Source organism: Thermosynechococcus sp. B3 (assembly GCF_030323045.1).
Taxonomy (GTDB): Bacteria; Cyanobacteriota; Cyanobacteriia; order Thermosynechococcales; family Thermosynechococcaceae; genus Thermosynechococcus.
In genome coordinates, this window is record NZ_CP097584.1 from 2,378,192 (window position 1) to 2,391,742 (window position 13,551).

The 13,551-nt window shown below is 54.7% G+C and carries 13 protein-coding genes; 12 read left to right on the forward strand and 1 reads right to left on the reverse strand.

Annotated features, from left to right (window positions below; translation table 11 throughout):
* Position 1 precedes the first annotated feature (1 nt).
* The 12 genes from M0646_RS11745 (at position 2) to cobU (ending at position 12,148) form a co-directional block, all read left to right on the forward strand.
* Entirely contained in the window at positions 2–1,168 is a 1,167-nt protein-coding gene (locus M0646_RS11745; RefSeq protein WP_286625830.1) for a DarT ssDNA thymidine ADP-ribosyltransferase family protein, read from the forward strand.
* Positions 1,169–1,238: 70 nt separating this feature from the next.
* Entirely contained in the window at positions 1,239–2,420 is a 1,182-nt protein-coding gene (locus M0646_RS11750) for an FtsX-like permease family protein (RefSeq protein ID WP_286649674.1), read from the forward strand.
* A 3-nt stretch (positions 2,421–2,423) separates the two neighbouring features.
* Positions 2,424–3,893, forward strand: a complete 1,470-nt coding sequence (locus tag M0646_RS11755; protein WP_286625832.1) for a glycosyl hydrolase family 57 — start codon at positions 2,424–2,426, stop codon at positions 3,891–3,893.
* A 75-nt stretch (positions 3,894–3,968) separates the two neighbouring features.
* Positions 3,969–5,495: an NYN domain-containing protein gene (locus M0646_RS11760; protein WP_286625833.1), complete on the forward strand. Its 1,527-nt coding sequence runs from the start codon at positions 3,969–3,971 to the stop codon at positions 5,493–5,495.
* A gap of 9 nt (positions 5,496–5,504) precedes the next feature.
* Positions 5,505–6,221, forward strand: a complete 717-nt coding sequence (locus M0646_RS11765) for a biotin--[acetyl-CoA-carboxylase] ligase (RefSeq protein ID WP_286625835.1) — start codon at positions 5,505–5,507, stop codon at positions 6,219–6,221.
* A gap of 70 nt (positions 6,222–6,291) precedes the next feature.
* Positions 6,292–7,635 carry a hypothetical protein gene (locus M0646_RS11770; protein ID WP_286625836.1) on the forward strand — a complete coding sequence of 448 codons (1,344 nt, stop codon included), beginning with the start codon at positions 6,292–6,294 and terminating at the stop codon, positions 7,633–7,635.
* Between the two features lie 9 nt (positions 7,636–7,644).
* Entirely contained in the window at positions 7,645–8,049 is a 405-nt protein-coding gene (locus M0646_RS11775; RefSeq protein WP_149821076.1) for a DUF3119 family protein, read from the forward strand.
* Positions 8,039–9,007 (forward strand): DUF3086 domain-containing protein, encoded by a 969-nt coding sequence (locus M0646_RS11780; protein WP_149821078.1) that lies wholly within the window; start codon positions 8,039–8,041, stop codon positions 9,005–9,007. Before M0646_RS11775 ends, M0646_RS11780 begins: the two co-directional genes overlap by 11 nt.
* Positions 9,008–9,017: 10 nt before the next feature.
* Positions 9,018–9,653 carry a glycerol-3-phosphate 1-O-acyltransferase PlsY gene (gene plsY / locus M0646_RS11785; protein ID WP_286649675.1) on the forward strand — a complete coding sequence of 212 codons (636 nt, stop codon included), beginning with the start codon at positions 9,018–9,020 and terminating at the stop codon, positions 9,651–9,653.
* A 141-nt stretch (positions 9,654–9,794) separates the two neighbouring features.
* Positions 9,795–10,709, forward strand: a complete 915-nt coding sequence (gene argF / locus M0646_RS11790; protein WP_286649676.1) for an ornithine carbamoyltransferase — start codon at positions 9,795–9,797, stop codon at positions 10,707–10,709.
* A gap of 4 nt (positions 10,710–10,713) precedes the next feature.
* Positions 10,714–11,565 carry an ABC transporter permease gene (locus M0646_RS11795; RefSeq protein ID WP_190278093.1) on the forward strand — a complete coding sequence of 284 codons (852 nt, stop codon included), beginning with the start codon at positions 10,714–10,716 and terminating at the stop codon, positions 11,563–11,565.
* A 16-nt stretch (positions 11,566–11,581) separates the two neighbouring features.
* Positions 11,582–12,148: a bifunctional adenosylcobinamide kinase/adenosylcobinamide-phosphate guanylyltransferase gene (gene cobU, locus M0646_RS11800; protein WP_149821086.1), complete on the forward strand. Its 567-nt coding sequence runs from the start codon at positions 11,582–11,584 to the stop codon at positions 12,146–12,148.
* 3 nt (positions 12,149–12,151) lie between these two features.
* Here the strand turns inward: cobU and radA are convergent, their stop codons facing one another.
* Positions 12,152–13,543: a DNA repair protein RadA gene (radA, locus tag M0646_RS11805; protein WP_286649677.1), complete on the reverse strand. Its 1,392-nt coding sequence runs from the start codon at positions 13,541–13,543 to the stop codon at positions 12,152–12,154.
* Positions 13,544–13,551: the final 8 nt, after the last annotated feature.

The following is a 13,551-nucleotide window of genomic DNA, read 5'->3' on the forward strand; positions in this document are numbered from 1 at the left end:
AATGCCTGAACCCAAAATCAAAAGCTTATATTACATTACCCATGTGAACAACCTCTCCTCTATATTCCAACACGGAATTCTTGCACATGAGCAAGTCGTAGAACGCGGTCTTTCCCCGACACCTATCTATAACGCAGACATCGTTGCGCATCGGCAACACCGCCTCGCACCAAATGGTCAGAGTCTATGGCAATATGCCAACCTCTATTTTCAACCCCGAAATCCCATGCTTTATAAAGTATTAAGTGAAATCAATAAAAACAATGTTGTCATTTTAGGAATTAAACCCCGTATCCTAGATATCAAAGGAACCTTCATTGCTTTAGGGAATGCAGCCCACTTCGTTACTGAAATCCGCGATGCTAAAACTGGACTACAAATCATCCATCGCGATTATTGGAGCATTCTCAATAATGACTGGTGGAAAACTGAAGATGGTACAAAGCGAAAAATTATGGCGGAATGCTTGGTTCCAAAAGTGGTTCCCCCCACTGAGATTCATTCTGTTTATGTTGCAAGTCAGGAGATGGTAGAGCGCCTTCGACAACAGTTCAGTTCTGTTGAAGTCGTAGTTGAACCCCACATGTTTTTCCAACCCCGACGACGTGCTGCAATTACGACTCATCTATCTTGGGTGGATGGAGATATGTTCTTCTCCCAAATGCAAACCTTAACAATTAGTGTTAATACCGTCGGTGTAATGGGTAAGGGATTAGCCTCACGGGCAAAATATCAATTTCCGGATATGTACGTCGTCTATCAAGATGTCTGCAAGAAAAAGCAACTTACAATGGGGAAACCATATTTGTATAAACGTGAAGCTTCTCTAGACAGCGATCTAGCGGATGAACCTTTGAGCTTACCCAACTTGAATGCCAATAAATGGTTTTTACTCTTTCCGACTAAAACTCACTGGAAACGATCGTCTGACATTACAGGAATTGAGCGAGGTTTGCAATGGTTAGTGGATAGCTATCAAGCAGAAGGCATTCAATCTCTTGCTGTTCCCGCCCTTGGCTGTGGCTTGGGGGGTCTAGACTGGAGGGAAATAGGACCACTGATGTGTCGTTATCTTTCACAAATGCAGATTCAAGTGGCTATTTACTTGCCCCAGGAACAAGAGGTACCAGCAGAGTTTTTAACTAGGGATTTTTTACTAGCCGCCTAAGGTGGCCGTTTTTTCCCCAACTGCCTAGCACAGTCTAGACATGTCCCCATCGCAAACTTAAGATAGAAAAATGGTTTCCCTTGCCCGCAAAAATCTCTTAGAAGACTTTAGTCGCTTTCTCGTGGCTCAACTAGGCATCACGTTTGCCGTCAGTCTCGTCACCATTCAAACGGGACTCCTTGAGGGATTTGGGCGATCGGCCACTCTCTTGGTGAACAAAAGCCAAGCGGATTTCTGGATTGCCTCCAGTGAGTTGCGCTATTTTGGCTTAACGTTGCCTATTGAGTATCAAGTTGTCCTCGATGCCCAGGCAGTTGCAGGGGTTGCAGCCGCAGAACCACTCCTGATCCAATCAGGTATGTGGCGCCGTTCAGAGACAGAGGCGATCGATCCAGTGCAGGTGGTGGGTATTGAACCGACAGGCACCTTGCTGCCCTTGACGACAGTTGCTGGTGCAACCCTGACGGAGCTAGAGGAACCCTACAGTGTCATCGTGGATCGCATTGACCTCAATGCCCTTTCCCTTACGGCTCTAGGGGAGCAAGGTCGCGTGAATAACTACCCAGCGACGGTCACTGGCTGGACGCGCGGTGTCAAATCCATTGTCTCTAGCCCCTATGTCTTTACCTCGTTAGAAACGGCGAACCTTTACTTGAACTTCCCGCGGTTTGATACCAGTGAGCCGGTTCCCGAATTTCTGCCGTTGGTGTCCCCCAGTACCCGCATCACCTATGTTATGGTAAAAGCCAACCCGGCAGAGGATCTAGCAAAAGTGAAGGAGCGCTTGCGGGCAGCCTTTCCCAACTATCAAGTGCTCAGTCGTGCCGCCCTGAGTGAAATGACGCGGCGCTATTGGTTGGCCAGTACCAGTGTGGGGTTCATTTTGGGGCTAGGAGCAGGGGTGGGCATCGTTGTAGGGATAGTGATTGTCAGTCAGATTCTCTATTCCTCGGTGAGCGATCGCCTACAGGAGTATGGCACCCTCAAAGCAATGGGGGCTTCTGACGGGTACTTGTATCGCATTATTATTGAGCAAGCCCTGTGGATGGCCGTACTGGGTTATCTGCCCGGTTTAGGCCTGTGCTGGGGACTGGGGATGTGGACCATGCAAGCCCGTGCCATCCAAATTATCATTACTCCCCAACTTGCCCTCGCCGTTTTTAGTGCCACCGTCGCCATGTGTGTCAGTGCTTCCCTATTGGCGATTCAAAAAGTGATGCGCCTTGATCCCGCCCAAGTTTTTCGAGCTTGAATCATGCCCCGCCCTACCCTCCCTTGGTCAACCTGTCCGCCTCAAGGAGAACCTGTCCTCAGTGGTTGGGAACAGGCGTTGAGTGAAGTGCCCCGTTGCCCCCCCTTGCCCCCCCAAATGCTCCCCTCTATTCGCGCGGCCTTTGCCTGTGCCCTCCATATGCACCAGCCGACCATTCCAGCGGGGGAGGGCGGCAGCCTCATCAGTCACTTGCAGTATATGCTGATGCATCCCCACGAGGGGGACAATCACAACGCAACCCAATTTCTCTGGTGTTATCGACGCATGGGGGACTGGATTCCCCAGTTGGTGGCTGAGGGCTGTCAACCGCGGATTATGCTCGATTACTCCGGCAACCTCCTCTGGGGGCTGGAGCAGATGGGACAGGAAGAGGTGCTGGACGCCCTACGGCGGATTACCGTGGATGCCTATGCTCCCTATGTGGAATGGCTGGGCACCTGCTGGGGACATGCGGTGATTCCCTCCACTCCAATCGCTGACATTGAGTTGCATATTCGCGCTTGGCAGCATCAATTTGTGGCCCTCTTTGGGGTTGAGGCGCTGCAACGGGTACAGGGCTTTTCACTGCCAGAAATGCATTTGCCCAACCATCCGGATACGCTCTTTACCTTGGTGACCTGCCTCAAACGCTGTGGATACAGTTGGTTGCTGGTACAGGAGCACAGTGTTGAACAGTTGGATGGGTCGCCGCTACCCTACGCTGCCAAGTATGTACCGAATGTCCTTGTGGCGCGCAACTCCCAAGGAGAGGTGGCGGAAATAACGGTGCTGATTAAAACCCAAGGCTCGGATACGAAACTTGTGGCGCAAATGCAGCCTTATCACGAAGCTAAGCATCTGGCCACTCACTGGCAGGCTCCCCTTGGTCCCCCCTGTGTGAGTCAAATTGCCGATGGTGAAAACGGTGGTGTGATGATGAATGAATATCCCCGCGATTTTATGCCGGTGTGGCATGAGATAAAAGCGAATCCAGAGGCGGGGGTGGTGGGTCTCAATGGCAGTGAGTACCTTGCCCTCTTGGCGGCTCAGGGAGTGACTAGCGATCGCTTTCCTCGCTGTCAGGCGGTACACCAACATCTACTCTGGCAGACCTTAGGGGATAGCCCGATGACGCCAGAAAGGGTTGCGGCAGCGATCGCCCACCTTGAACAAACCAATCCCCACTTCTCCATGGCGGGTGCCTCTTGGACGAATCACCTCAGTTGGGTCAAGGGCTATGAGACCGTTCTGCAACCGATGGAACGCCTGAGTGCCGAGTTTCACCGCATCTATGATCCTTTGGTGGCGGCTGACCCGCAAGTGACCCAAAGCCCTGCCTACCGCGAAGCGCTCCTCTATGTGCTGACATCGCAAACCAGTTGTTTTCGCTACTGGGGCAGTGGCCGCTGGACAGACTATGCAAAAACGATTTGCGATCGCGGGATGGCACTGTTGCAAGAAACTAGTGTTTGAGAGGGAGTTTGCCAAGAATTCGTAAAATAAGTTATGGCATGGCAGAACTGGTGCATACCTCCTTTAGGAGCGATTGTGGCGGGTTCCCTCGCCGTCGCCCTTACCCGTGAACCGCTTCCTGTGGTGGCGGTCAGTTCTGCGGGGGCATGGGTGGGCACTTGGGTGCAAGATCGTCAACGTCATTCCCTAACCCCCCAGATCGAAGACCTCCTCCAACGTTTAGAGGAAAGACTGCAACACCTTGAAACCCGCACTTCTGGAAATGGCCCGCGTCGTACCGCTATTTTCTACGACATTGAAAACCTGATCAAAGGCTACAACATCAAAGCCGCAGATGTGGCCAAAATCTCCCTCGCTGCCATCCAAGCCCATATTCGCCAAGCCTACCCCATCGAGCGGGTGCTGCTGCAACGTGCCTATGCCAACTGGAGTGATGCTCGCCTTGGGCCACTGCGCCGGGAAATGCACCAATTGGGCATTGAGCCTGTACAGGTCTTTGGTTTTTCCTACGAAAATCGCAAAAATGCTGCTGATATTCAATTGGCGATTGATGTGGTGGATTTGATTTTTCAGGATGACCGCTTTGATACGTTTGTGATTGTCTCCGGCGATGGTGGCTTTGGCTCCCTTGCCAAGAAGTTACGGCAGTACGGCAAAACAGTCATTGGCTGCGCCTACGAAGATGCGGCTGGCAAGAGTTTTCAGGCCATTTGTGATGCCTTTGTCCACATCCCTGATCCAACCGTAAAACCCCGCCCACCTGTCGCCAGTCCCGCTCCCCCCATTGAAGCGCCGCCGCCCAGCATCCCACCCTCCGCCATTCCCTTAGATCCCGATAATCGTCGTTTGTGTGCGGACTTGAGTGTCAGTTTGGCTCGCCATGCCGAGGGGGCGATCGCCAAAACGCGGCAGATTCTCGATTGGTACCGCCGTGATTCGGAGTGTGGCAAGCTCCTGCGGCAGGAAGGGCTACCCATTAGTAAAGTCCAAGGGGCGGTACAAGCCCTGCTGCCCAACTTTGACATTTTGCAGTTGGGGATGGTCAAGTTCTCGGAATACTTGCGCTACGTCTGCAAAAACACGATCTTCTGCGTCTTTCATCGGCAGGGCAGTGCCAATCAACTGCGTCTTGGCCTACGGGAGCATCTTCCCCCCAGTGCTGTGGTGATGGCCAATTTTGAAAAGCGTCCCCTCCATAGTCTGGCAACCTATCGCGCTTTGCTCAGTCACGAACGGGTGGCGATCGCCCAACCCCCAGCCTTAGCCTATGTTTTAGCGTGGCTCCTTGACCATCGCGATTGCGCTGCCACCCTAGAAGAACTGGCCACCATGATTGAGCAAACCGCCCCAGCGGAGATTGGTGGCAGTCAAATTGAAATTGCCTTGAATAACTGCCAAGCGGCCAATATTCTTGTGCCAGCTCCCCACAGTGGCGATCGCTATTTTGTTGCTGCGAAAATCACAACCCTTCCCGCAAGCTATGCCGCACTGGCGCAGTGGCTAGATCAGACCCTTCGGGTGTTTTTTGAACGGGTAGGGGCGCATCCGAAACCAGAACTGTTGCGGGCACTCATTGAGCCATCTGTTTCTGTGCACCAGTAAGCGATCGCCATGGAATTTCCTTGGTTGGTGTGGCTAGAAACCTGTGAGAGCACGAATACATGGGCATTGCACCACGCCGATCAACTCTATGGTGGTCAAGTCATCTACACTCAGGCACAAACACGGGGGCGAGGTCAGTACAACCGCACTTGGCAGTCCCCAAAGGGAGTGTTGACGGCCTCCTTTATCCTGCCGCAGTCGGCGGCGATCGTGGCTCCCAGTGTCCAAGCAGGGATAGCCGTGATGCGGGCGTTGAGTGGGCTGCGACCAACGGTGGAACGCCATCTGCAATTGAAGTGGCCGAATGATGTGATGGTTCAGGGCAAGAAACTGGCGGGAATTCTCTGTGAACGCCGTTCCCCTTGGCTGGTGGTGGGGGTGGGACTTAACCGCTGTGTTGATGTTGCCGCAATGGGTCTTCCCCAAGCCATTAGCCTCCACACGCTGCTTCATTCTCCCGAAGCGGTGCCTACGGATCTGGAACTGCTAGCGGCGATTCGCGCTGAGCTTTTGTGGTGTTGGCAACAGTCCCAAGGGGTGCAGATCACGGCGCAGCGGGATTTTTTACGGGGGCGATCGCTGACTCTTGTTCAAGGAGCACAAAGGTGGCAGGGCATCGGTGTGGGCATTAGCGATCGCGGGACGTTGCAAGTACGCCTGAACAATGGGGAGTTGCGAGAATTTAGCAGTGGCCATGTCCTCTACAGCGGCGATCGTGCTCCCTAGATCTGGCTTGCTGAAATGGGTAGCCCATCTGCGAAAATTGTCCTTGGTACTACAACCATCTGAGGTGGGCATGAAGGGTTGGCAGGTCTGTTGGCAACGGGCGATCGCTTTCGTTCTCAGCATCGTTCTCCTGTGGTCAGTGGGGGGCATCGCAGCGGCAAAATCCAGTGGCTCGCTAGCAGAGGTGGCGGCTCCTGTAGCCATTGAGGATATGAAGGATTGGTTCGATCGCTATGAACCTCGGCTGAAAATTCTCACCCCCGAAGCCAACCAAACCCTCCAAAGCCGCAACGTCACCGTCAAGCTAAGTGTCCAAGGGCTGCGCCTGTTTCAAGATCAGCGCACAGGGTTAGGCCCCCATGTGGAGGTGGTGCTCGATGATCTGCCCAGCCGCAGTGTCTATGACCTGAACACCCCCATTGAATTTACGAACCTTGAGCCGGGAACGCACCTTCTCCGTGCTTTTGTTGTGTACCCTTGGGGTGAAAGTCTGAAAAATCCCCTTGCCTATGCTCAAACGGCCTTTCATCTCTATACCGCAGATGAGGACACTCGATCTGCTAGTCTTCCCCTGATCACCTACAATCAGCCCAGCGACACCTATGGTGCTGAACCAGTGCTCCTTGATTTTTATCTCAGCAACCTGCCGTTGGATCAACAATTAAACAATGAGAAAGTCTGGCAGGTGCGCTGCACGATCAATGGTCAATCCTTCACGGTCGATCGCTGGCAGGCCTACTATCTCACTGGACTCCAGCCGGGGGATAACTGGGTACGGCTCGAACTTCTGGATGGCAAGGGTCAGCGCATCCCCTCTCCCTACAATCCCATTACCCGCCTCGTGACCTATCAACCCAATGGCAAGGATGTCCTCTCGCGCCTGCTGCGGGGAGAACTGGCCGCCAAAAATCTTCAAAGTAGCCTCAGTCCGGATCTCCCCAGCAACCTCCCCCCTGAACCGACCCCAGAGCCAACACCTGTCGTTGAGGAATCCGCCGCTCCCTCCGAGCCGACCCCAGAGCCAACAGCTGTTGTTGAAGAATCTGCCGCTCAGACCCCCGTTGCTGAGGAACCTACACCAACGTCGGCAGTAGAGGCACCAACACGCACCGTTGAACCTGTAGAGGAAACGCCCGTTGCACCAGAGCCAACCCCAGAACCCACCGTCAAAGCAGCCGAAGAGACACCGCCCCCCACGCCGCAAAAGCCCTTCTGGCAGCGCCTGAATCCCTTTAAGAAAGCAGAAAGCCCGACTCGTTCTGTTCTCGTTAGCCCGCGAGTTCCATCCAAGCCGTCCCCACCTTTGGAGCAACCGACTCTAGAGACCACTGCACCTGAGGTCACTGAACAGGAAACTCCTCCCACTCCAGAGGATTTGCCACAATTAGAAGAACCGACGACCCCTCAGGAGTAGAGTAAAACCATGCAAGGAACCTCACTGGCCACAGTACGTCTTCAACCCTCATTTGCTGTTCCTCTAGGGGTTCTGCTGTTAAGTCTGCCCCTGTGGTGGCTGCGCTGGTGGCTGGGCTTGCCCCTTTCGCTCTTTGCGATATTTTTGGCTGTGCAGGCGGCGACGCTGCGCTTGGAGTTTACGGCAACCGCTCTCGATGTCTATCGGGGCAGCCAACAGATTCGTCACTTTCCCTATCAGCAATGGCAGCACTGGGAGGTCTTTTGGCCGGCCTTCCCCGTCCTCTTTTATTTTCGGGAGGTCAAGAATATCCACTTTCTGCCGATTCTGTCTGACGTCAAAACTTTAGTACAATGCCTCCAAGAACGCTGCCCACGCACAGCCTTTATTTCCACGGTTCGCAATGACGGATGACCCTACGGTGACTGATGCCTCTGAACCTACCCCAGAGGAACTAACTGCCCTCAAAGCTCAACGGGATGCCCTCAAAGCTGAAATTCAAGCCCTTGATGCTGAGTTTCATCGTCTCGTCCACGATCGCCTCAAGTCCCTTGAAGAGCGGCAACAAAGTCTGCAACTCACGATTGAGCAACTAGAACGGCGCAAGGAACGCATTGAACAGGAGCTCCGCCGCAACTTTGTGGGTGCCTCCCAAGAACTCGCGATTCGAGTGCAGGGGTTCAAGGAATTTCTCGTCAAGAGCATGCAGGAGTTGGCGGCCACCGTTGAGGAAATGGAATTGCTGCCCCCGACGCCCGCTGTCGTGGAAACTGCCCCTGCCCCAGCAGCAACAGCGACAACGCCGCCCAAGTTAGTTCTCGATGAGGGATTTCAGGAGGAAGCGGATCGGATTCGCCGTTTGCTAGAGCAATATCGGAGTAGCCCCAACTACTATGGCCCTCCTTGGCAGTTGCGACGCACGTTTGAGCAAGTTCATGCTGAGCGGGTAGAAAGTTGGTTCTTTGATCTTGGGGGACGGGGTGCCCTGCGATCGCTCCCCAGTCGGTTGCAAAATATCCTTGTTGCCTCGGCAATCATTTCAATCCTGCGGGACTTCTATGGCGATATGTTGCGGGTTTTGGTCTTAGCTGATTCCCCTGAGCGGCTGGGGGACTGGCGACGCGGCTTGCAGGATTGCTTGGGCATTAGTCGCCAAGATTTTGGTCCCGATCAGGGGGTGGCGCTCTTTGAATCTGCGGATGCCTTGGCCTTTCGTGCCGATCGCCTCGAGCAGGAGGACTACATCCCTCTAATTCTTATTGATGATTCCCAACCCCAAGTCAGCCTTTCACTACTGCAATATCCCTTGCTCTTGGGCTTTGCCCCTGAACCCCAGTTGCGTCCTAGCCGTAGTTCTGATTTCTTTGAGTAGGGAGGCTCCTGTGACCACTGCACTCATCCTTGGACTGCTGGCGCTCGCTAGCTACCTGCTCGGCTCGATTCCCACGGGCTACCTCTTGACCAAAGCGCTGCGGGGGATTGATATTCGTGAGCATGGCTCTGGCTCAACGGGGGCGACCAATGTGCTGCGGGTAGTGGGCAAAGGCCCCGGACTAGTGACGTTTTTAGTCGATGTGGGCAAGGGACTAGGGGCAGTTCTTTTGGCGCGATGGGTTCTGGGGCAATCTTGGAGTACAGTACCGACCACTTGGTTGGAATTTGTGCTGCTGGCGATCGCCTTCATTGCGGTTCTAGCCCACAGTAAGCCGATTTGGTTGGGCTGGCGCGGCGGCAAATCCGTTGCCACTAGTTTAGGGGTGCTCCTCGCCCTCAATGCCCCCACGGCTTTGGCCACCTTTGGGGTGTTTCTCGTGGTCTTGGCGGCCAGCCGCATTGTCTCCCTGAGTTCAATCACTGCTGCTATCTCCTTGCCCTTCTGGTTTTGGTTCTTTACACAGTCGTGGCCCTTTGTCGGCTTTAGCGTGATTGCAGGTGCCTTTGTGATTTGGCGACACCAGAGTAATATTCAGCGCCTCCTTGCAGGGACAGAGCCACGGTTGGGCGCCTCGGAAGGATAGACCTCTTAGAAGGTGACTTTTGGACGGGTTCGGCGTTCCTTAATGCCCCCCATATTTTAGAAAAGGGTTGTATTTGTACATTTGGAAGACCTCTGAGGTTGCTACCATGAGTGGATACCAGTTTTGGTGGGGAGATTTGTGATGGAAACACTGCGGGGGCGTGATTTGCTGAGCATCGCCGACCTCTCACGGGCAGAGGCGGAATATCTGCTGGATTTAGCAGCACAGATGAAAATCGGCAAGGTGGCTTCCCAGTGTCCTAAGGTCTTGGGGCTGCTGTTTCAGAAGGCTTCGACCCGTACCCGTGTCAGCTTTACGGTGGCGATGTACCAACTGGGCGGCCAAGTCATTGACCTGAATCCCCAATCCATGCAGGTGGGGCGTGGTGAACCGTTGCCCGATACAGCACGGGTATTGGATCGCTATTTGGATGCGGTGGCGATTCGCACCTATGGTCAGGCAGAACTGCAACTTTTTGCCGACTATGCCCGCATACCCGTGATTAATGCCCTCACCGATCGCGAGCATCCCTGTCAGATTTTGGCGGATTTGCTGACGCTCCGGGAATCCTTTGGCACATTGGCAGGACTGACCCTCTGCTACATTGGCGATGGCAATAATGTGGCGCATTCCTTACTACTGGGCTGTGCCCTCTTGGGGGTGAATATTCGGGTGGCTTCGCCACCGCCGTTTGCCCCTTTGCCCGATATTGTGACGCAAGCCAAGGCATTGAGTGGCGGTAAGAGTGAAGTGACCGTTCTCACGGATCCGCAGGCCGCGGCTAAGGGTGCCCATGCGCTTTACACGGATGTCTGGGCGAGTATGGGACAGGAAGCAGAAGCGGGCGATCGCCAGCCCATTTTTCAGCCCTACCAAATTAATGATCAACTGCTAGCCCTTGCGGATCCACGGGCGATCGTTCTCCATTGCCTGCCGGCTCACCGCGACGAGGAAATTACGGCCAGTGTTCTTGAAGGGCCGCAGTCTCGGGTTTGGGAGCAGGCGGAAAATCGTCTCCATACCCAGAAGGCTCTACTTGCCACTCTCTTGGGATAGGGTGATGCTCTACTCCCGTTGGCAGAAATTCAGCCTCTCGGATCGGTTATTGCTGGTGGGGGCGGTCATTTGTGGGGCTTTTTTGCTGCTGGCGGTTCTTGCTCCCCTTGGCCAAGCCCTCGGTTGGATTGCCAATCCCCAAGAATTTCTTGACTTTCCGATTCACGCGCCGCCTTCGCCGCAGCACTGGTTTGGTACGAATCGCTTGGGCTATGATGTCTTTTCCCGCACGATTTTTGGTGCCCAAGCGGCTTTGCAGGTGGTCTTGGTGGCAACGCTTTTGAGCTTGGTGGTGGGGGTGCCCTTGGGATTGTTGAGTGGCTACCGCGGGGGCTGGCTCGATCGCGGGTTGCTCTTTTTCATGGATACGATTTACACGTTGCCGGGGCTACTCCTAGCGGTAACGGTGGCCTTTGTGGTCGGCAAGGGGGTGCTCAATGCGGCGATCGCCCTTAGTGTCGCCTATATTCCCCAGTACTATCGCGTTGTGCGCAACCACACGGTGAGCCTAAAAAATGAGGTCTTTATTGAAGCTGCCCGCGCCCTTGGCGCCTCGACCCCCCGCATTCTGCAGCGGTATCTTTTGGTGAATGTGCTTCCCAGTATCCCCGTGCTCTTTACCCTCAATGCTGCCGATGCCATCCTGACCTTGGCAGGGCTGGGGTTCTTGGGCTTAGGGTTACCGCCGCAGGTACCAGAGTGGGGGCAGGATCTGCGACAGGCCTTGGATGGGTTGTCGGTGGGCATCTGGTGGACGACGCTCTTTCCGGGGCTAGCCATGACATTGCTGGTCGTGGGTCTGTCGCTCCTTGGTGAGGGCTTGGGAGAACGTCTTGATCCCCGACAGTTGAGTTAACCAACAGTGCCTAATCATGCCTGATCATGTCTTGGTGACCGGTCCGAGTCGCAGTGGCAAGAGTGAATGGGCAGAAGCCGTTGCTACCCAAAGCGAACAACCGGTGATTTATATTGCGACGGCGATCGCCCCCCCAGAGGATACAGAATGGTTGCAGCGGATTGAACAGCACCGTGCTCGCCGCCCCGCTGAGTGGCAATTGCGGGAGTGCCCCCTCGAACTGGCTGCCCTGCTGCGTGACCTGCCGCCTGATCATTGTGCCCTTGTGGATTCCTTGGGAACATGGGTGGCCAATTGCCTAGATCAATCTCAAGATCAATGGCAAGCAACCGTTACTGAATTCCTAGCGAGTGTGCAAGGGTGTGCCGCTCAACTCATTTTTGTTGCTGAAGAGGTGGGCTGGGGAGTTGTTCCTGCCTATGCCAGTGGCCGCTGTTTTCGCGATCGCCTAGGGGAACTGTGTCAGCAATTGAGTCCGTTGATGGCGGAAGTGTATCTTGTCACAACTGGCTTTGCACTGCCGCTGCACCAATGGGGTATTTGTCTCAGACATCTTAGGGATAAATTGGACTCGCAAGGATAGCCCTCAGGGGGATTCCTCAGTGGTCATGGGGGCAAGGGCAGCCACAATGGCATCGGTGACACGATGTACAGGATAAATTTCTAGCCCCGCGATCGCACAGGCTTGGCTTTGGGGAATAATGGCACGGCGAAATCCCAACTTCAGCGCCTCCCGCAGCCGTAATTCTAACTGGGAAACCGCTCGCACCTGTCCCCCTAAGCCCACTTCGCCAATGATCACGGTTTGGGGTTGTACCCAGCGATCGCGAAAACTAGCCACAACAGCCACCGCCACCCCGAGATCAGCAGCGGGTTCCGCCACATTCAGCCCGCCAGCGGACGCCACATAGGCATCTAGCTTCGAGAGGGGCACCCCTAGGCGTTTTTCTAGGACGGCGAGAATTTGCAAAAAGCGATTGTACTCAATGCCCGTGGCCGTGCGGCGCGGAGAGGGATAACTGGTGGGGCTGACCAAACTTTGCAACTCAACCACAAGCGGACGGGTGCCTTCACAGGCCACAATGGTGGCGGTACCGGGGGTTGGCTCGCGATCGCCCAAAAACAGCGCGGAGGGATTCGTGACCTCGGCTAAGCCCTGCGCGCCCATTTCAAAAACGCCAATTTCTTGACTAGCACCAAAGCGGTTTTTGACAGCGCGTACGAGGCGGTGACTGGCAAAGCGATCGCCCTCAAAGTAGAGCACGGTATCCACCAAATGTTCCAGCACCTTCGGACCGGCGATCGCCCCTTCCTTTGTGACATGCCCCACAATAAATAAACTCATTTGCTCCCGCTTGGCTAAGCGCATCAAGGCGGCTGTGCCCTCACGGACCTGAGACACCGAGCCGGGGGCAGCCGTCAGTTGGGGCAGATACACCGCTTGGATGCTATCAATAATCGCCAGATGGGGTTGCAGATGGGTAAGTTCCTGCAGGATGACCTCTAAATCCGTCTCGGCCAAGAGATAAAGGGAAGGGGGGGCAGCAATGCCCAAGCGTTGCGATCGCAATTTCACCTGCTGCGCCGATTCCTCTGCACAGACATAGAGCACCCGCTGCTGTTGCCCCAAGGTGGCTGCCATCTGCAACAAAAGCGTGGACTTGCCAATTCCCGGTTCGCCGGCCACCAACACGAGGGAGCCAACCACAATCCCCCCTCCCAAAACCCGATCCAACTCAGCAAATCCAGAGGCAGAACGGCTCTGGGTCTGTTCGCTAATCTCTCCTAAGGCCTTGGCGCTGAGGGGGTGGGGAGCGGTCGATTTTCGGGAGGTTGTGCGTCGAGCAGCGGTCTCTACAGGGGTAACCACCTGCTCATCAAGGGTATTCCACTGACCACAGTTGGGACAGCGACCAAAGTATTGCAGAGACTCGGCACCACACTCGCGGCAGATATACAGTACCTTGGCCTTGGGCATCCCTTGCC

Coding starts and splice junctions, on each gene's coding strand:
- argF (WP_286649676.1), top strand. CDS start 9,795: ATGGAAACACTGCGGGGGCGTGATTTGCTGAGCATCGCCGACCTCTCA.
- M0646_RS11765 (WP_286625835.1), top strand. CDS start 5,505: ATGGAATTTCCTTGGTTGGTGTGGCTAGAAACCTGTGAGAGCACGAAT.
- M0646_RS11775 (WP_149821076.1), top strand. CDS start 7,645: ATGCAAGGAACCTCACTGGCCACAGTACGTCTTCAACCCTCATTTGCT.
- cobU (WP_149821086.1), top strand. CDS start 11,582: ATGCCTGATCATGTCTTGGTGACCGGTCCGAGTCGCAGTGGCAAGAGT.
- M0646_RS11780 (WP_149821078.1), top strand. CDS start 8,039: ATGACGGATGACCCTACGGTGACTGATGCCTCTGAACCTACCCCAGAG.
- M0646_RS11770 (WP_286625836.1), top strand. CDS start 6,292: ATGAAGGGTTGGCAGGTCTGTTGGCAACGGGCGATCGCTTTCGTTCTC.
- M0646_RS11795 (WP_190278093.1), top strand. CDS start 10,714: ATGCTCTACTCCCGTTGGCAGAAATTCAGCCTCTCGGATCGGTTATTG.
- M0646_RS11750 (WP_286649674.1), top strand. CDS start 1,239: ATGGTTTCCCTTGCCCGCAAAAATCTCTTAGAAGACTTTAGTCGCTTT.
- M0646_RS11745 (WP_286625830.1), top strand. CDS start 2: ATGCCTGAACCCAAAATCAAAAGCTTATATTACATTACCCATGTGAAC.
- M0646_RS11755 (WP_286625832.1), top strand. CDS start 2,424: ATGCCCCGCCCTACCCTCCCTTGGTCAACCTGTCCGCCTCAAGGAGAA.
- radA (WP_286649677.1), bottom strand. CDS start 13,543: ATGCCCAAGGCCAAGGTACTGTATATCTGCCGCGAGTGTGGTGCCGAG.